This window comes from Jingyaoa shaoxingensis, assembly GCF_014385005.1.
Lineage (GTDB): Bacteria > Bacillota > Clostridia > Lachnospirales > Lachnospiraceae > Marvinbryantia > Marvinbryantia shaoxingensis.
Map to the genome: position 1 here is coordinate 755,111 of NZ_JACRSZ010000001.1, position 23,176 is coordinate 778,286.

Below are 23,176 nucleotides of genomic sequence, written 5' to 3' on the forward strand. Positions count from 1 at the left end.
GCCTTCAGATTATATTTTATTCCCAAACGTTGTCTTCATAGAATGTCTGTACGGTCTGGAATGCTTCTTCCGGTGTCTGGTTGCCAAGGAAGATGTCAACCATAGCGTTGTCAAAGCAGTCACCAGCTTCTACAGATGCCAGGGATTCATTGTAGAATCCGAATGTACCTGTTGCATTGGCAAGAATATCTGTGACATATTTTAACTGAGCAGGTGCTGCATCGTAATCAATGTCGATATCTTTGATGATTGGAATCTTTCCACCAACTTCAGCGGTATACTTCTGAGCGGTCTCATCTGTGAACATCTTCATCAAAGCTATTACTGCATCCTGATGTTCTGTGGTAGAACTCATCAGAAGGTTATCTGTCTTAACGATCATACGGTTCGGATCATTTGCTCCTTCGATTGCAGGAAACTGGAATACACCACATTTGCTTTCGAAGTCTGGATTGTTACCATTGATCTGAGCAATTGCCCATGAACCCTGAATCAGCATAGCTGCTTCACCATTGTAGAAGCCTGCTGTAGCCTGATCATTGGAATCACCTGCTGCTGTTTCCTGGAAGTACTGGGACAGTTCTTTTAATTTTGTTCCGGCTTCTACACAGTTCTCATCAGTCCAGTTTGCTTCATGGGATGCGATTGCTGCAAGGTCAACGCCCTGGCGGTCACACAGATAACCTGCTACCATGGATAAGCACCATGCAGTTCCTGCAGAACAGCTGATTGGTGTATAGCCTGCATCTTTGATCTTCTGGCATACATCCAGCAATTCGTCGTATGTAGTCGGAACTTCTACACCAACTTCATCAAAGATCTCTGTATTATAGAAGCAGAGAGCTGCTGCAAAGTTGGTAGGTACTGCATAGATCTCACCATCATAAGTCATTCTTTCGAAAATACCATCGGTAAATCCGTCATACCATTCTTTTTCCTGATTTTCCAGGATATCGGTCAGCGGAGCTGCCGCCTGCGCATTTACATATACGTCCATATTCGGACCCGGGTTACAGATGAAGCAGTCCGGTGTCTGACCTGCTGCGATCAGTGCATTTAACTTGCCGTCATACTCTTCCAGATTGGTTGTAATCGGTGTTACATGATACTGTCCGTCATAAGTCTCATTGAAACGATTGATAACGTCTGCATAACCCTTGGAAATTAAGTCCTCCGTTGCTTCCAGGTCATCCCAGAACATCCATGTGATTTCTTCCACATCACCTTCAGCAGATGCGGTCATCGGAACTGCCGCAAACATACCTGCTACCATAGCTGTGGAAAGTAATACGGAAAGTAACTTTTTCTTCATTTTGTAAATCCCCCTTTTTTATTTTTTGTTCACGCTCTTGATACTCAAATCATAGCAAAGCTATATGGTTCTTTCACTTCAATTCTTGCCTTTTAACTCCAAATTCTTGCTATTTCATTTTTTCTTTTATATCTATATGTATAGTTTTTACAATTATTATCTGGCATTTTTATTTATTATCACTGTAATTTTTCGTATTTTTTTAAAATTATATACAATTCATCTTCTTATTATTGTATTTTTTCCGTGATTGTGATATGTTTTAGTAAAATAAATTAAAGCAATTTTTTATTTTAAAATTGTATAAAAGGGGATACATATGATCCACCATCTCAGTGGCATCCACGAAACGGCAGATTACCGTACCGATACACAGATCTGCCTGTATTATAACGATGAAAATGAAAATTACCCGCCTCACTGGCACACGCCTTTTGAAGTAATTATGCCAGTAAAAAACGGTTATACCGTGGTTGTAAGCGAACAACATTATGAACTGCGGGAAGGTGACATTCTGGTTATCTGCCCCGGCATCGTCCATGAGCTTTTTGCGCCTGAAAGTGGAGAACGTATTATTTTTCAGCCGTCCCTGTCACAGATTCAGATCCGGGAACTGGATCTTCTGATTTCCCTGCTTCGCCCTGCTGTACTGATTACCCCGGAAGAATTTCCGGACTTTCATCCGGTTGCCAGAAGACTTATGATGGAAATCAAAGAGGAATATTTCCTGTGTGAACCATATTATGAGACTGCCGTTTACTCCAGATTCATGCGCATTCTGGTGGATATCGGAAGGCTTCACGGAGCTCTGAAACATCCGGTATCCGATGCATCCAACAGCCGTCAGAAGGACTATCTGGACAAGTTTCTCTATATCACCAACTATATCAATGAACACTTTGCCGAGAATCTGTCTCTGGAACAGGTGGCTGATCTTGCCGGCTTCAGCAAGTACCATTTTACCCGGCTGTTCAAGCAGTATACGGACACTTCCTTCTACAAATATCTGAACCAGAAGCGCATCGACTACGCCAAAACACTCCTTCTGGACCCAGATCTTCCTGTCATCGATGTGGCATTACAGTGTGGCTTCTCCAGTCTTTCCGCATTCCTGCGGATGTTCAAACAGTTAAATAAATGCACACCGACAGAATTTCGGAATATGTATGATTACTAAAAAACCCGACAGCACCTTAAATTTTTTCAAAAAAAGTGCTGCCGCACTAATTTTCACTTAGTGCGACAGCACCATCTACATTCCGACGGTAATTTTCCGCTCCATATAAATGTTTTTTCTACATCAGTTCCGGAATTCCTCTGCATACATTTTTACTTCTGTCCATCCTGATCTGTGAATCTCTTCCGGTATCCAGCACCACATTTTTTACAGATTCTTTTTCCACAAGGACCGCAATTACCGGAAGCTCCTGTAACTCACTTACACTTAACAGCGCACCTACCTGCGCATCAAAACAGGAATCTTCCCCGGCGGCTTTCTCCTGCGTGTTCTGCGTCGTTGCTACAATATGATTGCTGGCAATATAATTTCCGGTTCCTGAAACCAGATGAATGATACTCGGCACACAGCCTTCCGGTTTCAGATATTTGGTATCAATCGTCTCTGATATATGGTTGGCAATAATCGAATTGTTCGTTCCCTCTATGCGGAGCAGTCCATAATCATCCTCCAGCCCATTATCATATCCCTGCATTGGCGGCCACGGCTCATGGTCACGAAGAAAATGGTTAGACGAAACCAGATTTTCCGTACAGTTATTTTCAAATACCAGCATTCCCGGATAAAAGGAATGAAAACGGTTACCGGTTATTGAAGAACGCAGCACACCGGAGAAATGCACGCTGCTGGTTCCCCGTGGAAAAATATTGTTCGATGCAACCAGAAGTCCGCCAAAGTTCTGTGCATAAATAGAATATCCACGATAGCCGGCACCCATCAGATTATCGGTAATCTTGGATGCCTGTCCTGCCTCCCGCAGTTCCACACAATTTCCACATTCCGCAATAAAATTATCATGAATCGATAATGCATCTGAATTATACGTGGTGACACCATGTTCCAAGTAGATAATTCCCATGCCGGTAATGCGGAAGGAATCCTGCGCACTTGCAATATAAATACCGGTTTTTCCATTCAGATAAGTATTCTCAGGATCTCCTGATCCATCATCCACAAAATGCAATCCGTCGATACAGAAATTCTCAAATTCCACTGAACTGATCCGCGGATCTCCTTCTCTCTTTACCAGGAACGCTGCGCCTGTATATTCTTCCTCTCCCGGTTTCAGATCTACCAGAATCCGGCTGCCTCCAGGCCATAATTCATGGAGATCCTTCCACTGATCCTGCGGGACATTGAAACGGATACTGGAAGATACAAACCCGTGCCCTGATCCCTGAATCTTCAGATAACTGATATCGATCAGCACCTGTGTGCGAAGATGATAGTCTCCGGATGGAATATAAATTACAGCTCCCGGTTTTCCCTCTTCATTATGATCTGTATCCTTCTGCCTGCTTTTGATATCTGCGATGATACTGTTCAGTACCTCCCCTATATCCGTATATGGATTTCCTACATGCCATTCTGTCACATCATAATAATTCTTAGATGCCATCTTCATTCCTCCTGCCTGTTATCTGAAGCATTCCTGTAAACCATATGCCTCATAATCTGTAATATGCACTGTTCCACCATCTGCCAGAATATAGATCTGATTCTGTGCATTCCCTGCAAAAATATTATTGGAATGGTTATTCCGGTATCGATCCGCAAAGATCTCCAACGAACTCTGATCAGAGAAAATATGCACATCCAGTTCCTTCTTCCCACATAATATCACACTGCTTCTGGAAATGCCACGGCTCCATCCATCTGCCCTGTTACGGTCTGTCCTGATCTCTCCTTCTTTAAAATCCAGAATCCAGCGAGTCTCCCGGTCTTCCCCACAACGAAGCATCAGCGTCAATCTGTCTGCATTACTTTTTTCCAGGTCTATTTTGAATTTCATTTCAAAGCAGATCCCGTCTCCGGCCTTCAGTTCCTGCTTCTGATCCGCCACCTCAAAGTCAGGACGCCCTTCCTTCTCTTTACGGATCGTTTCCATTTCTTTCACCGGCAGGAACTGCAGTGTATGATCCTCACAAAGCTGTACTTCTCTTGCGATATTAAAGAAGCCACACCAGCCTTCTCTGTAGGTTGGACCCCAGTCCTTCCACAATGGCATCCATTCCCATTCATTCGCCCATGCAACCACAATACGGCGTCCGTCCGGTGCCAGAAACGACTGTGGTGCATAATAATCAAATCCCCAGTCAAATTCTCCACTTTCATGTGGTTCAAACTTTCCTGTCTGATAATCAAAATCTCCAACCAAGTAAACCGAAGTATGATCCCCTGATCCCATAGGCGAAAACGTCAGTATATACCGTCCGTCCAGTTCATAAAAATCCGGGCATTCCCACATATATCCCCATTCTCCGCGACTCTCGGCCAGCACATTCAGGTACTCCCAGTCAAGCAGATCCCCGGAACGGTAGATCAATGCAAGTCCTCTGTTATTTCTGCTGGTTCCCACTACCAGATAAAAATAATCCCCGTGTTTCCAGATCTTTGGATCACGAAAAGAATCTTCCGCGAACCCCTCCGGTGCTTCTATCACCGGATTTCCTTCATATTTTTCAAAATGAACCCCATCTTCACTCCATGCCAGACACTGGGTCTGCTTTACTCCATGACCTTCATTAGCTGTTCCTGTATAAATCAGCCAGAGTTTTCCATCATGTTCTATGGCACTTCCCGAAAAACAGCCGCCTTTTAAATGGTCATCATATGTTTCACTTGGTGCCAGTGCCAGAGGCAGATATTCCCAGTGCATCAGATCTTCGCTTACTGCATGTCCCCAATGCATACTGTTCCAGAATCCATCATAGGGATTGCTCTGATAAAAGAAATGATATTTTCCCTTATAAAAAATCAGTCCGTTGGGATCATTCATCCATCCGGTCTGCGGCATAAAATGATAATGCTGGCGCATTGCCCCGTTTTTTACGTCATTCTTTTTTTCATCTATCTCTCTTTGCGCTTTCGCAATTCTTTTCTGCATTAATTCTCTAGACACGAATTTCCTCCACTCTTTCTATCCTTTTACGGCTCCTGCTGTCATTCCCTGTACAATATACCGCTGTGCCAGCATGGACAAAATCATAACAGGGAAGCTGAATAAAAACGCTCCTGCACACATTGGTCCCAGATCAAGATTATATGCAGACAGGAAACCGGCAAGTCCCACGGTAAATGTCTTTGCTTTCATGCTAGTCAGCAATAATGCAACAAGGAAGTCATTCCACGCCAGAAATAAAGTAAAAATAAATGCTGTGGCAAGCCCCGGTGTACAGATCGGCAGGATCACTTTCCGGAATGTCTGCAGACTGGAAGCGCCGTCCACATAGGCAGCCTCATCCAGTGTAGTCGGTATTCCTTCGTAGAAGCTCAGCATTGTCCACATAACAAACGGCATATTAATTGCCGCATATACAATAATCAATGCGATTCTTGTATCATAAAGCCCCATATTACAGATAATTTCATAAATCGGTACTGCAATACTGGAGGTCGGTATCATCTTCAGACATAAGATCAACACTACCAGAAGTACTGATAACTTTGCCCCGGATCTCTGAATGGCATAGGCCGCCAGTGATCCAAGAATCAGCGCAATCACAGTGCTGCATACTGCTGCAATCAGACTGTTTACCAGAAAACTGCCCGCATCCATTCTTGCAAATAACTGTGTAAAATTCTCTACCGAAAATGTCTTCGGGAAAAAGGATGGCGGAACCGCAATCACCTCTGCTCCCGGTTTAAAGGAACAGCAGATTACATAAATATATGGGAATAGCCATAACAATGTTAAAATTATGGAAACAATAATCGCTATTTTTATTTTTATATTACTTGTTTTTGTCACTTTTTTATCTCCTCACGTTACGTCTGTTATCATCCGTTCTTTTTTTTCGGATTCCAGAGACTCTGCATAAATACCAGAGTGAAGATTACCAGTACCGTAATAAAAATCACCGCCATTGCACTGGCAAGTCCCGTGTTGTTATACTTTACAAGTGTCTTATAGATAATAATACTGATTGTCTCGGAAGAACTATTCGGTCCGCCTTCTGTCATTGCCCAGATAATATCAAAGGTTCTCGCCGCATCGATGATTCGTACTGACAACGCAGTAAGAAGTACCGGCTTAATTCCCGGAAGCTTAATAAAAAAGATCTCCTGCAGTTTCCCTGCACCATCAATTCTGGCTGCTTCTGTCGTACTGCTGTCCAGTCCCTGCAGACCTGCCAGAATCATCAGCATCATAAATGGTGTGGTCAGCCAGATATCTGCAATACAGCATGCCAGCAGAGACCATTTTGAATCAGCCAGCCACAGAATATCACTGCTGCCGGATAAAATACCGATTCTGGCAAGCAGTTCATTTACAATACCGAAGCTGGAACTCATCATCAGTTTCCAGGTAAGACCTGCCACCAGCGGAGCAATCATAAGTGGTGTCATCATCAGGGAACGGACGATTTTACTGCCTTTATAGTCCAGTTCAAATAACAGCGCAAACAGGAATCCGAATGCCGTTTCAAAGCCCACTGCAACCAGAATATAAATCAGTGTATTTTTCAACTGCTTTAACATTCCGCTTCCGCTAAACGCCTTTATATAATTGCTCAGTCCGATAAACGTTCTGTCTCCCGTAATCCCGATTTTAAAGAAGCTGTCGAACACCATCTTACAGATCGGATAAATCAGGAATGCCCCCATAAAAACAGCCCCCGGCAGAAAGAACAGCAATAATGTCTTTCTTGATATTAATTTCATATTTATTCCCACTTTCTGAAACGAAGGGTGATCCTTTCAGTTCTGCAACCTTATGAATCACCCTCTTGTTCACTCACCAGTTATTCTGTACTTGCTTTTTGTCTTACTGACCAATTGCCTCGATCTCTGTCTTTGCAGATTCCAGGGTTTCTGTCACATCAGCACCGCCCAGGCAGGATTCTACCACGCCAGTCAGCACTTCTTCTACCTGTGACCATGTAGTTACCATTGGTCTTGCCTGAGACTGTTCTGCTTCCAGAGTTTTCAGAACAGCAGTTGTATGTTCATTGCCTTCTTCTTTTCCGGATTCTTCATATACAGAAGTTCTGCCGGCAATCTTCAGTGTCAGATCCATATAATCTGCATTATGATCATACATGTATTCTACATATTTCAATGCCATATCTTTGTTTTCAGAATTTTTCATTACACATTCATACCATGGACCTGTTGTTGCTCCGATACCTGCGCTTCCACCAATCATAGGTGCGCAGCCTACCTTATCTGCTCCCATAGCCGCTACTGCTGCAGGATACTGATGGCTCCAGTTCAGCTGCATTGCCACTTTGCCGTTTGTAAATAATTCCTGAGATTCTGTTGCAGCTGTTGCCAGAGCATCTGCAGGTGTATAATCTGCGTTGGCATTTTCTACCATAAAATTCAGTGCATCTACATATGCCTGATCTGTAATATTTACATTACCATCTTTGTCATAAACCAGTCCCTGTGCACCTGCCTGGCATGCAAAATCAAGAAATGAGCATACTGCATCGGAACCGCTTCCAAATACAGTCGTTCCATACATATCATCTGTTGCCAGTTCTTTTGCCAGTGCCTGATATTCTTCCCATGTGGTCGGAACTTTATCTTCCGGAATCAGATCTTTTCTGTAAATCAGAATCTTGGAATTTACCCACATTGGATATCCCAGAAGGTTACCGTCCACTGTGCCACTCTCTTCCAGTGTTGGAAGGAAATCACTGGTGTCTGCATCGGTCAGAGGCTCAATGGCATCTGCAAATGCTGCCAGCCATACAAAATCCATACACGCCACATCATGAGCAGCCTGTCCTGCCTTAATCTCTGTTGAAATCTTGTCATACATACCCGTATAAGCTACGGCATCCACTACTACCTTGCATCCTGTCTCTTCTTCAAATGCTGCTGCTGTCTCGTTCGCAAGTGCTTCTGCCGGTGAACCACTCTCTACCAGAACTGTAATGCTGTTATCTTCTGCCATACATAAGCTTGACATCCCTGCGATCATACTGCCGGCTAATGCTGTTGCAACTAATGCTTTCACTACTTTACTTCTCATTTTTTTCCTCCTTAAATCTTTCGGGAAATTTTTCCCATCTCATATTATACATTTTTCCGTTTTCTGCAACTTCCATATCCTGGATGAATAGTATCCGGAATAATCCATCCTTTATGGAAAACATATGGAATTCTCCCCGATATGGAACCCGTTCCATATCCTTTAAAAAATATAGAACCGGTGACTCATTGATAAGATGGAACCCGTTCCATATCTTTTAAAAATAAAAAGAAGATTTCCTTCTGTATGAACATATTATATATATCAATTATCAAATATGTCAATACCATTTTCTATTTTTGCTAATTATTGGTTATTTTTCATATTTCTCGTTTTGTTTTTTCGCTTTTTTCTTTGTTTTTTTGTTTATTTTTCATCTTCCGGCCATCAGTCTGTCTTTTCTGTTGTTCCTCCCAGGCGCAGCTGCGTCCGCAAAATTACCTGCTTATTCTTGTACTTCTTTCCATCAATCAGTTCGCACAGTAATTTTACAGACTGCTCTGCCAGTCCGTCTATAGGCTGTACAATCGTCGTTACCTTCGGTTCTACCAGTTCCGTAATATAGGTTCCGTCATAGGATACAATCTTCACATCCCGCGGAATCTTTTTGTGCCTGCGGATCAGTTCATTCATACACTCGATGGCAAGCCTGTCAACACCAAATACACCATCAAATTCCAGATTTTCTGCAAATATTTCATTCACCACCTGATGATAGTACTCGGTATCCAGCCGCCTCCAGTCCAGTGTGTAACAAACAGTCTCGATCTGATGTGCTTCCATTATCTTCTGAAATTCCATGTGGCGATCATGATACAGTGATTCCCCTTCCACAGCACTGCGAAAATGAAGAACCTTCCGGCAGCCATTGGCAATCAGTACTTCTGCAGCCTTCCTGCCGCCCTCCTTGTGATCTACTGCTACTACCGGGATATTTTCTCCAAGATAACGGTCCAGCGCAACGATCGGTTTACGGATTTTGGAATAAATAGATTCATCCAGAGAAGACATTCCTGATATCACTCCATCTACAATATGACGGTTCAGCATATCCAGATATTCTTCTTCTGCATTGACGTCTTTTAAAGTATTGCAAAGCATAATCTTAAATCCTGCCTTGTACAGTTCTGCTTCTACCCGGTCTATAAATTCTGCAAAAAAGGGATTGGATACATTTGGAACCAGTACCGCTATAATCCCACTCTTTTTATGATATAGGTTTCTGGCAAGTTCGTTAGGCGTATAATCCAGTTCTTTCATTGCCGCTTCTATTTTTACCCTTGCGTCTGCTGAAACATATCCACTGTCATTCAGCATTCTGGATACAGTAGCCACTCCTACACCTGCACGTTTTGCCACATCTTTGATTCCTGCCATATTTTTCCCCATGTATCTGTTCAGTGTCTTTACAGATACAATGCCAAAACACGTTGCAGGATAGCACTTTTCTGAACAGTTACTTCTTTCCCTTCATACTTTCTTCATCAAGTATATAAGCTGTTTTCTTCAAAGTCAATCTTTTCCCTGTTCCTTCCTGGAGAAACCGCATAAACTCAGGCTTTGTAAATGTCAAGTAGAAAAACCCTCCTTTTTTACTCTGGTTTTTTAGTAATTATTGTCCCTTTTCATTTCCTTCATAATGCGGTATCATAGTACACGGACACCAGATATTGTGTTTGCGCAGTATTATTAAAACTATATCTGGTTGACATGGCAGACCTTTTTCGATTTGTATCTGCTGTCTTTTAAGTAACCTGGCGTGCCTGTCTCCGGATTTTGGCATATACATGTCAAAACACCTTGAGGGACAATAGATTTTGAATAGTTACGCCGTTATCACAATATTTTACATCATTTTGAGGGGTAATTATGGATACATCTACTACAACTAACGTAATTAAAAGAAATGGCGAAGAAGTTCACTTTGATCTGGATAAAATTGTGAACGCAATCAAAGCTGCCAACCGTGAGGTAGACCGTCTTCACCAGTTAAATGATTTTCAGATTATGGCGATTGCCGATACGATCTCACAGCAAATCCACCGTATGACACATGCTGTCAATGTGGAAGATATTCAGGATATGGTAGAGACCGGAATTATGGAGATGCGTGGCTATGAAGTTGCACAGAAGTATGTGCGCTACCGTTATAAGCGCGAGCTTTCCCGCAAGAGTAATACCACTGACAACGGTATTCTGGCTCTGATTGACCATATGAACGAAGAAGTGAAGCAGGAGAATTCTAACAAGAACCCTGTGATCAACTCTACCCAGAGAGATTATATGGCTGGAGAAGTCAGCAAAGACCTGACCAGACGTGTACTTCTTCCGGAAGATGTTGTAAAAGCTCATGAAGAGGGAATTATCCACTTTCATGACTCCGATTATTTTGCCCAGCGAGAGCATAACTGCGACCTGCTGAATCTGGAAGATATGCTCCAGAACGGTACTGTTATCAGTGAAACCATGATTGAAAAGCCACACAGCTTCTTCACTGCCTGTAACGTTACCACACAGATTGTGGCACAGGTAGCCAGTAACCAGTACGGCGGTCAGTCTTTTACCCTCTCCCATCTGGCACCATTTGTGGATATCAGCCGCCAAAAGCTGAGAAAGGCTGTGATCGCAGAACGTACGGAATGCGGTGAACCGCTGGATGAAGCTATTATCCAGAAGGTAACAGAGCGCCGCCTTCGTGAAGAAGTCAAGAGCGGTATTCAGACCATCCAGTATCAGTTGATTACACTGATGACCTGTAACGGTCAGGCTCCGTTTGTCACTATCTTTATGTATCTGGACGAAGTTCCGGAAGGCCAGACCCGTGATGACCTTGCCATGATCATTGAAGAAGTGCTGATTCAGCGTATGCAGGGCGTTAAGAATGAAAAAGGTGTATGGATCACCCCGGCTTTTCCGAAGCTGATCTATACACTGGATGAAGATAATATCACGGAAGATTCCAAGTACTGGTATCTGACAGAACTGGCAGCAAAATGTACTGCCAAACGTATGGTTCCGGACTATATCTCAGCCAAGATCATGCGTGAATTAAAGAACGGCAATGTATATACCTGTATGGGATGCCGTTCCTTCCTGACTGTGGAAGACTCCCAGCGCAACCCGGACGGTTCCCACAAGTTCTATGGTCGTTTTAACCAGGGTGTGGTTACCCTGAATCTGGTAGACGTAGCTTGCTCATCCGATGGTGATATGGACCGTTTCTGGAAGATTCTGGACGAACGTCTGGATCTCTGCCATCGTGCCCTGCGCTGCCGCCATGAGCGTCTTCTTGGCACTGTCTCTGATGTTGCCCCGATCCTCTGGCAGCACGGTGCCCTTGCCCGTCTGAAGAAAGGTGAGACCATTGACAAGTTACTGTTTAACGGATATTCCACTATCTCACTGGGTTATGCCGGTCTTCATGAAATGTGTGTACGCATGACCGGTCATTCTCATACTGCTCCGCAGGGAAGAGATTTTGCTCTGGCTGTCATGCAGAAGCTGAATGACAAGTGTAAGGAATGGAAAGAAGCTGAACATATCAGCTATTCCGTATACGGTACCCCACTGGAGTCTACTACTTATAAATTTGCCAAGTGCCTCCAGAAGCGTTTCGGCATTATTCCGGGTGTTACCGATAAGAACTATATCACTAACAGCTATCATGTGCATGTAACAGAGAAGATCGATGCTTTCAGTAAGTTAAAGTTCGAAGCAGATTTCCAGAAGCTTTCTCCTGGCGGTGCTATCAGTTATGTAGAAGTTCCAAATCTGCAGACCAATATCCCGGCGGTTCTTTCTGTTATGAAATTTATCTATGAGAACATCATGTATGCAGAACTGAACACCAAGAGTGATTATTGTGAGAACTGTGGCTATGACGGAGAGATCAAGATTGTAACAGATCCATCCGGAAAGCTGGTATGGGAATGCCCAAACTGCGGCAACCGCGACCAGACAAAGCTGTTTGTTGCACGCCGTACCTGTGGTTATATCGGTACCCAGTTCTGGAATCAGGGACGTACTCAGGAGATCAAGGACCGAGTGCTCCACATGTCCTGCGGAACCTGTGATTCATAAATATCAGAAAAGGACGACGGTTATCACAACTGTCGTCCTTTCATCTGTAATTCATATTTTTCCGGTACTTCTATGATTCCAAACCGATAGAACATGGGGTAAATATAGCTTACGCCTCTGATATCCCCAAGGCCTTTGGGCCTGTTCACATATTTTCGCTGTCCGTCTTCCGGTGGTTCCTGCATCAGGTTAAAAAATGCAGACCGAAAAGAACTCCAGGTAAGACTTTTGCTCCCCTCTCTGCGGTCAATCAGCAATTCCCGGTTCAGTTTCCCGCTTTTGCCACGTTTGATCTCGTAGTGAAAGGGAAGTCCCGATGCAGTTTGAAACAGATACTGCTGAAACTGGATCACACATTCCCACAGCGCATCTTCTGTCATGGTATTCTGTAATTTTTCCACTGTCTGCTGTTGTTCTTCACTTAATTCAGCCCATACAACATCCTCATTTTTCTGCTCATTCTGCATTTCCGGCACTTCCTTTTTTCTCTTGAAAAATATTCTTCTGTTCTATACGCCTTTAGCCTTCCCCATACTCTTTTTCAGGTCATATTGTATATCTACCAGGCATTCCAGCAACAGTGGATTAAACTGCCCGCACTCTCCTGCAAGAATCATCTCCATGGTCTTTTCATGGGAAAATGCTTTTTTGTAAACACGCTCACTGCTGAGCGCATCGTATACATCAGCCAGTGATACCACCTGTGCGGAAATCGGAATCTCTTCTCCCTTCAGACCATCCGGATAGCCTTTACCATCATACCGTTCATGATGCCAGCGGCAGATCTGATAAGCAATCTTAATCAGCTGTTCATTCTGATACATTCCCATGCCTTCCAGCATGTTCGCACCAATCAGAGTATGAGTCTTCATAATCTCAAATTCTTCTTGGGTCAGCTTGCCCGGTTTATTCAGAATCTTATCATCAATTCCAATCTTACCGATATCGTGCAGAGATGACGCTGTCGTAATCAGGCTGCGGTCCGCATGGGTCAGATTATATTTTTCTGTCTTCTGTACAAGACGCGCCAGAAGCTTTTCTGTCAGCATATTGATATGCAGCACATGGGAACCACTTTCTCCGTTACGAAATTCTACGATATGACTGAGAATCGCAACCATCATTTTATTATTCTTCTCTTTTTCATAAATCTGATCACTGATCAGACTGGTCAGACGTCTCTGCTTTGCATATAGCTTTATGGTATTGTATACACGGCGATATACAATTCTTGCATCAAACGGACGACTAATATAATCCGACACTCCAAGTTCGTATGCTTTCCGTATCACAGCTTCTCTGTCTTCACTGGAGATCATAATGACTGGAATATCATCAATCCAGTGCTTTCTACTCATGATTTCCAGGACTTCAAAACCGTTCATACCTGGCATCACAATATCCAGCAGTACCAGAGAGATTCCGGTTCCGTACTGTTCCAGTATTGTCAGACACTGTTCCCCGCTTTCTGCCTCCATAATTTCAAACTCATCTTCCAGCATAGCTGCCAGAAGTTCTCTGTTCATGGCTGAATCATCGACAATCAATATCTGGGCACGGCTTTTTCCTTTACTATATGTCTGGCTGTCCATAACCGCAGCCAGCGGCGTGGTCTCTGTCACCACCATATTTTTACAGTTCTTAGCCTGGTACATCAGATGGTCTGCCCTGTCTATCGCCCGCTCCAGTGATTCATTGGATGAGATCAGTCCTCCGATACTGACAGACAGGTGAAGATTCGGATATCCAGGAACCGTTGATTCACCAATCTTTTTCTGAATCTGGTTCAGTTTCTCATCAAATACTTCTTCTGTCATGTCCTTCATCAGTAAGAGGAACTCATCTCCACCATAACGTATCAGAAGGTCTGTCTTGCGGATATATTTACGAATGATCTTCACCATAGTGCACAGGGCAGCGTCTCCTGCATTATGGCCGTAAGTATCATTACATAGCTTAAAATCGTCCATATCAATCATTGCCACTGCCATTGCTTCTACCTGAAGCTTCAGTTCATCTTCAAAATACCGTCTGTTATAGACGCCTGTCAGCGCATCCTTATATAATGCATCACTGTACCCGGACAATTGGGAAACCAGCTTTTTCCTGCCATCTGCGTCCAGAAGATTCTCTTCATCCATCTTCTTAACCAGTTCCATGACATACGGCGTTCCGTCAATCTCCACATATCTGGATATCACCTGATAAATATCGTCATCCTGAAATTCCAGCTTGGTCCGTTCCGATTTTTCTTCCCATACTTTCAGAGAAATGCAATTCGCACACGGACTATTCTTATTCCAGAATTTATAACACTGACAAATTTTTGAAACACTGCCAGTCAGTTTTCCGGCCTTCAGTTTCTCTATGTCCTGTCCACTCAGAAGCCGTACTACAGAAAAAATCTTCTTATAAGATGCTATTTCTTCCTGTGCTTCCTGTTTTGTCATCTGATATCCTGATTTCATCCTTTTTCTTTACCTGCCATCTCATACTAAAAAGGCTCCCAGATACTCTTTTGCAGCATCTGGAAGCCGTAACTTCATTGTCTTTTGTTTTGCTGTTTCCTTTTTTAAAGGTATTCCAAACACATACTTGCGCTTATTATACGTAAATTTTTCGTTTTTGTCCACCGTAAATGTTCATTTTCATCAGCAGGCCTGCCGGTATTCCATCAGCTTCTGTCTCGCCTCACGGCTCAAATGTCTTGGCACATCAATCTGTACCGTTGCATACTGATCTCCATGCAGCGAAGGATTCTTCATGGATACAATTCCCTTTCCCTTCAGCCGTATCTTCGTACCAGACTGGGTGCCTTCTTTGATCTTACAGATCACATCTCCGTACAGTGTCTGTACCCTTGCTTCTCCACCAAACACAGCTGTTGTATATGGAATATTCACAGTTGTGTATACGTCCTGACCCTTTCGTTCATATCCTGGTTTATCCAGTACGTTCACCTTCAGAAGCAGATCGCCTGCTTCTCCTCCGTTTCCCGGCATGCCTTTGCCACGAAGCCTTATACTCTTGCCGGTATCAATTCCAGCCGGGATGTGTACCTGAAGCGAATGCTGCATACCATCCGGATTCTTCAGAGAAATCACCTTGTCACAGCCAAACGCCGCATCTTCAAAGCTGACTGTCACTTCTGCATTCAGATCTGCCCCCTTCTGTGATCCATAACTACTGCTAAATCCAGACGTATCTCCCCATCCGGACTGTCCACCAAAATTCATATGATCTCCCCAGTCAAATCCTCCGAAATGCATACCACTGCTTCTGCCACTTCGTCCGGCCTTCCTTCCATGAAATGCATCCCGGAACATATCTCCGAACAGATCATCCATATTGCCTTCATAATGATATTCTCTGTATCCTCCATTGCCACCGGTGAAGTCCTTATATCCACCGGCACCGCCGCCGGGTGCTCCGTTCTGGTCAAAAGCTGCATGACCGAACTGATCATACAGTTTCTTCTTCTCAGGGTCACTGAGAACATCATATGCCTCCGCGATCTCCTTGAACTTCTCCTCTGCATCCGGATTACCTGCATTGTTATCCGGGTGATACTTCTTCGCCAGTTTCCTGTATGCTTTCTTTATCGCAGCGGCATCTGCACCGCGGCTGATTCCAAGTACTTCATAATAATCTCTCTTTGCGCTCATGCATCTCACCTCCTGCACGATAAAAACGACTGTCATAGCAGTCCATAAATATTCTTATTATTTCATCTGTTCTATTTGTAATATAACATGCATTGTTTTTATTGTCAACGCTACTGCTGATTTTTTTCATGAAATTTCTGTGAAGGTACTGAAAAGATACGAAAATACCGGGATCTCTCCCGGTACACTTCTCATCTTCATATAGTGAACTGTAATGTGCGGATTACCTTTGCCGGCATCTATATATCCAGACACTGAAGTTTCATCAGCTGTCTGGACGATGCAGCGATTTTCCGGGCCGTCTTCGACCCGTACCCTAGCATCCCTTAATATTTCCCTTTCTTATATGCTCCTGAATCAGTTGGTCGGTAACCTCGTACAGTTTCTCCGAACCTGCTTTTGTCTTTCCCTGTCTGCCATAGACCTGCCGTTCTGTGACACCGTGTTCTCTCCAGTCTCCTCCATCATTACTGTGATTCAAAAGCAACGGCTGCAGATTATCCATAGCCTTGGCAAATTTGGCTTCCGGTGTCTCACACGCTTCGAATTCATCAAACAGCACTGTCAACCGTTCTTTCTGATCCTCCGGGAGCAAAGAATAGATACGTTCTTTGGCTGCTTCTTCTCTTGCCTTCTGCGTCTTCAACCCTTCTTCGTCATATGCATAAGTATCCCCGGCATCAATCTCCACCACATCATGGATCAGACACATAAGCATCACTTTTGCGATATCCACCGGTTCATTGGAATATTCCTGCAACAGATACGCCATAATTGCCATATGCCAGGCATGCTCCGCATCATTTTCTCTCCTGCCATGCCCGGAAAGATGAGTCTGGCGTAAAATATTTTTTTCTTTATCGATTTCCAATATAAACTCTAACTGTTTTTTCAAGCGCTCGTCCATGATGTCTGCCTTCCTTTTATCATTTACACTTTTTCAATATTTATATTAAATATTCCCCCGCATTTCTTTCACACAAGACAGTGGATTCTGAATAGTTACATCCATACTATCATTTATACAGCCGAAAAGCAAATTCCACAGGAACGGTTTTTTCCGGCTTTTTAGTGTCCCTGATTAACCATAAAAAACGCCGGGACTCTTTCAAGCCCCGGCATCTATAAGGAGATTTCGTTAACCTTCAATGGCAATATAACCATCTTTTTCTATTTTCTTCGGTGCTTTCTTCGGTACGGACAGTTTCAGAATACCATCTTCGTATTTTGCATGAATGTCTTCTTCACTGACTGCCTCGCCTACATAAAAGCTTCTGCTCATGGTTCCTGCATAACGTTCCCGTCTGATGTAGTTACCGGCTTTGTTCTGTTCGTCCTTATCAAGACCTTTGGCTGCGGAAAGAATCAGGTAACCGTCCTTCAACTGAACTTTGATCTCATCTTTCTTGAAGCCCGGAAGATCTACATCCAGTTCATAGCTTTTATCCGTCTCACGAATATCTGTCTTCATCATGTTCTGTGCATGTTTACCATACAGTGGATTCTTCTTGCCCCAGAACTGCTCATTGTTAAATGGAAAACCTTCCCACACATCATCAAATAAATTTTCTCCAAAAATACTAGGCATCATCATAAGTCATATCTCCTTTACTATTATATTCTATATCAAATGATTAAGTTATTTTTCATTTCAGGCAGCATCCCTGATGGGGCGCCGCCTTTTATATCCGTTTCAGAAACGTTCCACCGGATCAGCCCTCAATTGCAATGTACTTCGGGTCACTGGCTGCCGGTTTGGCTTCCTTCTTCGGAACGAAAAGCTTCAGGATACCATGTTTGTATTCACCTTTGATGTCTTCCTGAGTCACTTCTTCGCCTACATAAAAGCTTCTCTCGCAGGCACCTGCGTAACGTTCACGTCTGATGTAATGTCCCTTCTTATCTTCCTCGTCTTCATCCAATCCCTTTGCTGCGCTGACGGTCAGATAACCATCTTTCAGTGCAACTTTGACTTCCTCTTTCTTGAAGCCCGGAACATCCACGATCAGTTCGTATCCTTCTGGTTTCTCTTTAATATCTGTCTTCAGGAGATTCTGTGCTCTTCTTCCGTACAGCTTCTTTTCAACTTTCTTCTCATCTTTGTCATCATAATAGAATGGTGTAAAGAAATCATCAAATAAGTTCTCTCCAAAAATACTAGGCATTAACATAAGTCATATCTCCTTTCAAAAGCTCTCTGGATCTTGAAGATCCAATCTGCTGTGTTATTATTTCAAGTTCTTTGAACATCTGGAAGATCGTTCCTTTTATCTCTCTTCCTTTGTTCTATCTGTAATATAACACGCATTATTAGCACTGTCAAGAGGTGAGTGCTAATTATTTTGTGAAGATTTTGTGAACACTACGAGCTATGCAAAATGGCGAAAATAAACGCCCTGCAAGTTTACTTGCAAAGGCGTCTATTTTTGCTATTTTATAGGGCGACAGCCCGACAGCGAGGGAATTTATTCCCGAGCTGTGCATGGCGTATCTCACAGCTTCACAGGGATTTTTCACTTGCTTTCGCACGGTGGTTTCTTGATTTGACCACATTTTTACGACAAATCTTTTGGAAAATTCAAGAATGCCTCGGCATTCGTCTGATTTTCTTACCACATTTTACGACAATGACTTCTGGTTTATACCACAGCAGGTACAGTTTCTGGCAGATTCATTTTAGACATCTCGTTCTCCACATGAGACTTCTCTGCAATATGATTGTAGACATTCATTGTGATCTGTGCATCTGAATGGTCTTCGCTCCGCTACGGTCGGTGCTTAACGGATGTCCACCGGACATCCAGCGGTCTTCGCTTCGCTACGGTCGGCGCTAAACGGATGTCCACTGGACATCCAGCGGTCTTCGCTTCGCTACGGTCGGTGCTTAACGGATGTCCACTGGACATCCAGCGGTCTTCGCTTCGCTACGGTCGGCGCTAAACGGATGTCCACTGGACATCCAGCGCCCCATGACATACTGCATAACTTTGGGATTGACGTTGTTCTCACCCAATCTGGTACATCCCGTATGACGAAGGGTATGCGATGAAATAGGAGGCATCAGCTCCGGCTCTCGCTTCTCTTCTTCTGCCAGTTTGCTTTCTTTCTTATTATAGGCATTGACAATATTTTTCAGAAAGCTGTTCACTCCCGCCGGCATGATCGGACGTCCATGCTTTGTATTGAATATGAATCCACTGCGTCCACCAATCTCTACATTACTCTGTAAACCAGATAATTTGTGGTCAAATCATCTACTGAAAGCAGTTTTTTTACGGAAAACGCATTATTTCCTGTCAGCGCAATCACCTTTGCATTTTCCAAACCATTTCATCCATCTTATCCTCAAATTCCTTATCTTCATCGTACCAGAAAATGATACGACGCTGATAAAACTCAGGAAGAGGTGCAGCAAATCTGCGATTTAAATCTTGTATTATTTTATCTGTATCCATGCTGCATTATCTCCCTTCCGTATTTTTTACATAAATAGTGCTTCGTGCCGCACCCTCTTTTCTCAAATAACCGTCCTTAACCATATTCAGCAAGACAGCTCTGGCTCTACGATGTTTTACATTTAAAATCTCTACTGTTTCAGCAGTAGTAATAGAGCCATTTTCCAATACATATTTATATATTTGTTGTTCCCGTTCACTATCCGGCATTTTCTCAGTCGTATCTGGCACTTCGTTGCCACTATCCGGCATTTTTTTCATATTATCTGGCACTATTTCTGTTTTATCCGGCACTTTATTGCCACTATCCAGCATTTTATCAATAGTATCCGGCACTTTAATGGCGTTATTGAGGTCAACAGTGCCGTCAACCTGTCCTCGATAAATATTGATACGCAAATCAACTTCGCCACCAATAAATTCCGGCTCCCGCAATCCGGAAGCTTTTACTTTATCAATAATTCTTGGAATACCACTTCCCCAATGCTCGATCAGATTCATGTAAGCAAACGCATGCGCAAGAGCTTCATTTCTGATTTTAGAATAGCCTTCTTTCATACGCTCCATCGTTTGTCCCATTGGCAACTTTCCTGGGGAAGTAATCTCCAATCGATTGTCATATACAGCAACCTGTATGGTACCATGATCCAGATAACTACGATGTACCATAGCATTGATAATCAACTCACGAATGGCATCCGGTGGAATCTCATAAACATCCTGGCGATAAATTCCCACAATAGTAGCACCCAAATGAATATTTCTCAAAACAAACTGAAATGCTTCGTCTATCTGCTCCCAAAGCGGACCGGTATATTCTCTACGGTCAACAAATACTGCTTTTGTTGTACCTTTGAACACACCACATTGCGTTGCAACATGAAGTCCTCCGTTGCCAGTCAAAATAGCAAAAGCATTAGACGGATAATCTTTTCCATCACGCTCAATCAAAATGCCCCAGGAGCGCAACTGCTGTCTGCCTACATCTTTAATCGCTGCTTTCTGTTCCTCTGTACGGGCATTTTTAACAGCCTGCTCCTTCATAGCTTTACAAAGGGCATCAATATCTTCATCTGTAACATTTAACCCAGTACATAAAGCCTGATCGTAGTAGCGATTGCTTCCCTCAAACAATAATTCTTTTATCATATACTCATCAGCAAGGCGGGTAGTTCCGGCAACACGGACATATACACCGCCATCTCTGCCAAGAGCTTTGATATAATATGGGCGCTGTCTGCCATCAGAAACTTCTACCACAATGACAGTCTTACCATCAACCGTCTGTAAAGTAATATCTGGAATGATTGCCGGTTCACAACTGTCTGATACAGCATTTGCAATGGCATCCATTTTCTTGAACACATCTTCCTTGTCAAAGCCAACAACTTCTCTGGTTTTATCGGCAATTCCGAAAATGATTTTCCCTCCAGTTCCATTTGCAAAGGCAACCACAGACTTCATATATTTGATGCTTTTCTCTGGCAGATTCTCTTTGAACTCTATATTCTTGGATTCACCTGCAAGAATTTCTTCTATGGTCATTGTAACACCTCGCTCTCAAATCGCTACGCAATGCATAGCCTTTTTGTTATTTTCTCTGATATTCCAGTCTTAATTCCTCTGCAAGATACAGGTCGCTCATACAGTGCATATCAGAAATACCGTCACGCATTAACTGATAGACTTCGGAACGATAAAATAACCCCAATGCCTCATCCAGTGAAAGTCCCTGCTGTTTGGCAAAGCACTCAATGACACGGGTATATTTTTTTTGAAGTAAAATCGGGTTTGCCGTCATAGTCGGATTTTTGATTTTTTCTTCAGTCATCATATGCAAGCCTTTCCTTTCTTTTACCAGAACTATTTTTCCTTTTTACATTGACTTTTCCCCTTACAACGCATATAATAATAGTAACTCATCTAACACGTTTAGAAGGAGAATCCGGTTTTCGCATTGCGATCACCGGTTTTTTATTTTATCTCTTTTTCTATCTCTTTTATGTAGTTCTGATAATCTTTTTCATAATCTTTTTTAGCACTTACAAAAAATATTGGGTAAGCTGTTATCAACTGTACCCTTTTTTCACTTTTCTTTTCAAATACAATCAGATAATCTAATTCTTCTTCTTGATAACGTAAGTACAAACGCTTTTTCTTCTTAGAATTTATTTTTTCCCAATATTTTACCCGTACATCGTTTTCATTATACAGTTCAATAACTTCTTTAATCCACCCCACGCGTAATGCACGATACAAACATTTTGCGCGAACATTTCCATCATTCATTGTAATCACTTCTGTTCCTGATATACAATTTTCCGAACAAAATGCAGATGAAATATCATTTGTACATGGTTTTATATCGAGTTTTACTTTCGGTTCTATACTTGCAGAATGCCAAAATATTTCTGCCTTATTTTCTATCCATTTTAGAGGTACATAAATTTCCATCCCCTGAAATAGTGGTCTGTCTTTCGTTGCAATGGTCTCTTTAAATCTGCTATGGCATTTATCAAAAATTTCAGATAATTCTAATGCTTAAACAATACATTGCCCCAAGAACCATAACTGAAGAATTATCCTTTTGTAAATGGCAACTCTCATCACAAAATACAGTATATAACATTTTTCGCTCTCCCTTACTTTATTTTAGCCAAAACATCCAGGAAAATTGCATAATTCTTCTTCACGCCATCGTCCAGATCAATAGCGATCATCTGATCGGCAAGGTGATGAATCTTTTCCTCGTAGGTTCTGATTTCAGTATCCTGTGCTTGCAATGTAGTTAATTTCTTTTTTAACTTCACGCGTTCGCCGGTGGATGCATTGGCAATCCGTTGTTCCAAGTCGACAATAGCAGTGCGATAACGAGCCTGCTGTTCATGCACATAATCGGTACGAATGCGGGCAATGGTGTCCGGCTGATAACGGTGCATATAAATCAGCGCCTTAAAGCCGTTCTTTTTACCACTGTCAAACAGCCAATAAATCGGGCGTTTTTGATAAATCTTGCAATGATCTTTATAAAAATCATTAAGGAAATAATTCCTAAATTTCTTATTGTTCCTGCTTGAATACTAAATGCAGATTTTGTTGAATCAATGATAAATCTTCCTACACAAGACTGTAAAAAACATAAAACATAGTTATAATATTTTTCTGGTAGAAAAAGAGACGATCCATTTACATCAAATACAAAACCTTCCGGCATAATACGTGCACCAAAAGCAGCCATTGTACTATAAGTCCAAGTCATTCCCTTGTGAAAATAATAGTCCTGACTTGTTTGTTTCTTACTACATAAATCAGATTTTCAACGTCCGGTGGCATGATTTCAACTATTTGTGTTTCCACTGGTTCCATTTCTCTTACTTTCTGATCCGCCATTCCATCTCCTCTATAACTTGAAATGCCAAACTGGCATTTCAAGTTACTTTACCG

Annotated in this window: 23 protein-coding genes and 1 pseudogene; 2 read left to right on the forward strand and 22 right to left on the reverse strand. The window is 42.6% G+C overall.

Features of this window, described 5'->3' with window-relative positions; genetic code table 11:
- Positions 1 to 16: 16 nt before the first annotated feature.
- A complete protein-coding gene (locus H8716_RS03565; RefSeq protein ID WP_249307130.1) occupies positions 17 to 1,312 on the reverse strand; it encodes an ABC transporter substrate-binding protein in 1,296 nt (431 codons plus the stop codon).
- 319 nt (positions 1,313 to 1,631) lie between these two features.
- Here H8716_RS03565 and H8716_RS03570 point away from each other — a divergent pair, with 319 nt between their 5' ends.
- Positions 1,632 to 2,489 (forward strand): AraC family transcriptional regulator, encoded by an 858-nt coding sequence (locus H8716_RS03570; protein ID WP_249307131.1) that lies wholly within the window; start codon positions 1,632 to 1,634, stop codon positions 2,487 to 2,489.
- Positions 2,490 to 2,607: 118 nt separating this feature from the next.
- On the opposite strand, the gene H8716_RS03575 is transcribed toward H8716_RS03570, so the two are convergent.
- The 7 genes from H8716_RS03575 to H8716_RS03600 form a co-directional block, all read right to left on the reverse strand.
- On the reverse strand, positions 2,608 to 3,948 hold the full coding sequence (locus H8716_RS03575; protein ID WP_249307132.1) for a NosD domain-containing protein: 1,341 nt from the start codon (positions 3,946 to 3,948) through the stop codon (positions 2,608 to 2,610).
- Positions 3,949 to 3,966: 18 nt separating this feature from the next.
- Positions 3,967 to 5,451 carry a glycoside hydrolase family 32 protein gene (locus tag H8716_RS03580; protein ID WP_249307133.1) on the reverse strand — a complete coding sequence of 495 codons (1,485 nt, stop codon included), beginning with the start codon at positions 5,449 to 5,451 and terminating at the stop codon, positions 3,967 to 3,969.
- 18 nt (positions 5,452 to 5,469) lie between these two features.
- Positions 5,470 to 6,300 (reverse strand): carbohydrate ABC transporter permease, encoded by an 831-nt coding sequence (locus H8716_RS03585; protein ID WP_249307134.1) that lies wholly within the window; start codon positions 6,298 to 6,300, stop codon positions 5,470 to 5,472.
- A gap of 29 nt (positions 6,301 to 6,329) precedes the next feature.
- Positions 6,330 to 7,214, reverse strand: a complete 885-nt coding sequence (locus tag H8716_RS03590; protein ID WP_249307135.1) for a carbohydrate ABC transporter permease — start codon at positions 7,212 to 7,214, stop codon at positions 6,330 to 6,332.
- 103 nt (positions 7,215 to 7,317) lie between these two features.
- Complete coding sequence (locus H8716_RS03595; RefSeq protein WP_249307136.1) at positions 7,318 to 8,532, reverse strand: ABC transporter substrate-binding protein; 1,215 nt, start codon at positions 8,530 to 8,532, stop codon at positions 7,318 to 7,320.
- Complete coding sequence (locus H8716_RS17560) at positions 8,522 to 8,656, reverse strand: hypothetical protein (protein WP_283242924.1); 135 nt, start codon at positions 8,654 to 8,656, stop codon at positions 8,522 to 8,524. Before H8716_RS17560 ends, H8716_RS03595 begins: the two co-directional genes overlap by 11 nt.
- A gap of 263 nt (positions 8,657 to 8,919) precedes the next feature.
- The gene (locus H8716_RS03600; protein WP_249307137.1) at positions 8,920 to 9,909 is read right to left on the reverse strand and encodes a LacI family DNA-binding transcriptional regulator; all 990 of its coding nucleotides are present in this window, start codon (positions 9,907 to 9,909) and stop codon (positions 8,920 to 8,922) included.
- Positions 9,910 to 10,401: 492 nt separating this feature from the next.
- Between H8716_RS03600 and nrdD the strand changes: the two genes are divergently transcribed.
- The gene (nrdD, locus tag H8716_RS03605; protein ID WP_249307138.1) at positions 10,402 to 12,612 is read left to right on the forward strand and encodes an anaerobic ribonucleoside-triphosphate reductase; all 2,211 of its coding nucleotides are present in this window, start codon (positions 10,402 to 10,404) and stop codon (positions 12,610 to 12,612) included.
- 23 nt (positions 12,613 to 12,635) lie between these two features.
- On the opposite strand, the gene H8716_RS03610 is transcribed toward nrdD, so the two are convergent.
- The 14 genes and pseudogenes from H8716_RS03610 to H8716_RS17565 all read right to left on the reverse strand — a co-directional run bounded on the left by H8716_RS03610 (position 12,636) and on the right by H8716_RS17565 (position 23,122).
- The gene (locus H8716_RS03610) at positions 12,636 to 13,079 is read right to left on the reverse strand and encodes a hypothetical protein (RefSeq protein WP_249307139.1); all 444 of its coding nucleotides are present in this window, start codon (positions 13,077 to 13,079) and stop codon (positions 12,636 to 12,638) included.
- A gap of 42 nt (positions 13,080 to 13,121) precedes the next feature.
- Positions 13,122 to 15,062, reverse strand: a complete 1,941-nt coding sequence (locus H8716_RS03615) for a diguanylate cyclase domain-containing protein (RefSeq protein ID WP_249307140.1) — start codon at positions 15,060 to 15,062, stop codon at positions 13,122 to 13,124.
- Positions 15,063 to 15,263: 201 nt separating this feature from the next.
- Complete coding sequence (locus tag H8716_RS03620) at positions 15,264 to 16,277, reverse strand: DnaJ C-terminal domain-containing protein (protein WP_249307141.1); 1,014 nt, start codon at positions 16,275 to 16,277, stop codon at positions 15,264 to 15,266.
- Positions 16,278 to 16,593: 316 nt separating this feature from the next.
- Positions 16,594 to 17,184, reverse strand: a complete 591-nt coding sequence (locus H8716_RS03625) for an HD domain-containing protein (protein WP_249307142.1) — start codon at positions 17,182 to 17,184, stop codon at positions 16,594 to 16,596.
- A 231-nt stretch (positions 17,185 to 17,415) separates the two neighbouring features.
- Positions 17,416 to 17,871, reverse strand: coding sequence for an Hsp20/alpha crystallin family protein (locus H8716_RS03630; RefSeq protein WP_249307143.1), 456 nt, complete (start codon positions 17,869 to 17,871; stop codon positions 17,416 to 17,418).
- Positions 17,872 to 17,989: 118 nt separating this feature from the next.
- Positions 17,990 to 18,448, reverse strand: a complete 459-nt coding sequence (locus H8716_RS03635; protein ID WP_249307144.1) for an Hsp20/alpha crystallin family protein — start codon at positions 18,446 to 18,448, stop codon at positions 17,990 to 17,992.
- 713 nt (positions 18,449 to 19,161) lie between these two features.
- Positions 19,162 to 19,488, reverse strand: a complete 327-nt coding sequence (locus H8716_RS03640; protein WP_334299701.1) for a tyrosine-type recombinase/integrase — start codon at positions 19,486 to 19,488, stop codon at positions 19,162 to 19,164.
- 94 nt (positions 19,489 to 19,582) lie between these two features.
- Positions 19,583 to 19,732 carry a hypothetical protein gene (locus tag H8716_RS03645; protein WP_330606435.1) on the reverse strand — a complete coding sequence of 50 codons (150 nt, stop codon included), beginning with the start codon at positions 19,730 to 19,732 and terminating at the stop codon, positions 19,583 to 19,585.
- A 6-nt stretch (positions 19,733 to 19,738) separates the two neighbouring features.
- Entirely contained in the window at positions 19,739 to 21,277 is a 1,539-nt protein-coding gene (locus H8716_RS03650; protein ID WP_249307146.1) for an RNA-binding domain-containing protein, read from the reverse strand.
- A 46-nt stretch (positions 21,278 to 21,323) separates the two neighbouring features.
- Positions 21,324 to 21,533: a DUF3791 domain-containing protein gene (locus H8716_RS03655; protein ID WP_249307216.1), complete on the reverse strand. Its 210-nt coding sequence runs from the start codon at positions 21,531 to 21,533 to the stop codon at positions 21,324 to 21,326.
- Positions 21,534 to 21,706: 173 nt separating this feature from the next.
- Positions 21,707 to 22,186: a hypothetical protein gene (locus H8716_RS03660; protein WP_249307147.1), complete on the reverse strand. Its 480-nt coding sequence runs from the start codon at positions 22,184 to 22,186 to the stop codon at positions 21,707 to 21,709.
- 188 nt (positions 22,187 to 22,374) lie between these two features.
- Positions 22,375 to 22,785 (reverse strand): annotated as a pseudogene (locus H8716_RS03665) (BREX-1 system adenine-specific DNA-methyltransferase PglX); the annotation flags it as partial.
- Positions 22,677 to 22,970 (reverse strand): BREX-1 system adenine-specific DNA-methyltransferase PglX, encoded by a 294-nt coding sequence (locus H8716_RS03670; RefSeq protein ID WP_249307148.1) that lies wholly within the window; start codon positions 22,968 to 22,970, stop codon positions 22,677 to 22,679. The pseudogene H8716_RS03665 and the gene H8716_RS03670, both read right to left, overlap by 109 nt.
- A gap of 17 nt (positions 22,971 to 22,987) precedes the next feature.
- Entirely contained in the window at positions 22,988 to 23,122 is a 135-nt protein-coding gene (locus tag H8716_RS17565) for a hypothetical protein (RefSeq protein WP_283242925.1), read from the reverse strand.
- Positions 23,123 to 23,176: the final 54 nt, after the last annotated feature.

Coding starts and splice junctions, on each gene's coding strand:
- H8716_RS03565 (WP_249307130.1), bottom strand. CDS start 1,312: ATGAAGAAAAAGTTACTTTCCGTATTACTTTCCACAGCTATGGTAGCA.
- H8716_RS03570 (WP_249307131.1), top strand. CDS start 1,632: ATGATCCACCATCTCAGTGGCATCCACGAAACGGCAGATTACCGTACC.
- H8716_RS03575 (WP_249307132.1), bottom strand. CDS start 3,948: ATGGCATCTAAGAATTATTATGATGTGACAGAATGGCATGTAGGAAAT.
- H8716_RS03590 (WP_249307135.1), bottom strand. CDS start 7,214: ATGAAATTAATATCAAGAAAGACATTATTGCTGTTCTTTCTGCCGGGG.
- H8716_RS03595 (WP_249307136.1), bottom strand. CDS start 8,532: ATGAGAAGTAAAGTAGTGAAAGCATTAGTTGCAACAGCATTAGCCGGC.
- H8716_RS17560 (WP_283242924.1), bottom strand. CDS start 8,656: ATGTTTTCCATAAAGGATGGATTATTCCGGATACTATTCATCCAGGAT.
- H8716_RS03600 (WP_249307137.1), bottom strand. CDS start 9,909: ATGGCAGGAATCAAAGATGTGGCAAAACGTGCAGGTGTAGGAGTGGCT.
- nrdD (WP_249307138.1), top strand. CDS start 10,402: ATGGATACATCTACTACAACTAACGTAATTAAAAGAAATGGCGAAGAA.
- H8716_RS03610 (WP_249307139.1), bottom strand. CDS start 13,079: ATGCAGAATGAGCAGAAAAATGAGGATGTTGTATGGGCTGAATTAAGT.
- H8716_RS03615 (WP_249307140.1), bottom strand. CDS start 15,062: ATGACAAAACAGGAAGCACAGGAAGAAATAGCATCTTATAAGAAGATT.
- H8716_RS03620 (WP_249307141.1), bottom strand. CDS start 16,277: ATGAGCGCAAAGAGAGATTATTATGAAGTACTTGGAATCAGCCGCGGT.
- H8716_RS03625 (WP_249307142.1), bottom strand. CDS start 17,184: ATGGACGAGCGCTTGAAAAAACAGTTAGAGTTTATATTGGAAATCGAT.
- H8716_RS03630 (WP_249307143.1), bottom strand. CDS start 17,871: ATGATGATGCCTAGTATTTTTGGAGAAAATTTATTTGATGATGTGTGG.
- H8716_RS03635 (WP_249307144.1), bottom strand. CDS start 18,448: ATGTTAATGCCTAGTATTTTTGGAGAGAACTTATTTGATGATTTCTTT.
- H8716_RS03645 (WP_330606435.1), bottom strand. CDS start 19,732: ATGGATACAGATAAAATAATACAAGATTTAAATCGCAGATTTGCTGCA.
- H8716_RS03650 (WP_249307146.1), bottom strand. CDS start 21,277: ATGACCATAGAAGAAATTCTTGCAGGTGAATCCAAGAATATAGAGTTC.
- H8716_RS03655 (WP_249307216.1), bottom strand. CDS start 21,533: ATGACGGCAAACCCGATTTTACTTCAAAAAAAATATACCCGTGTCATT.
- H8716_RS03660 (WP_249307147.1), bottom strand. CDS start 22,186: ATGGAAATTTATGTACCTCTAAAATGGATAGAAAATAAGGCAGAAATA.
- H8716_RS03670 (WP_249307148.1), bottom strand. CDS start 22,970: ATGGCTGCTTTTGGTGCACGTATTATGCCGGAAGGTTTTGTATTTGAT.
- H8716_RS17565 (WP_283242925.1), bottom strand. CDS start 23,122: ATGGCGGATCAGAAAGTAAGAGAAATGGAACCAGTGGAAACACAAATA.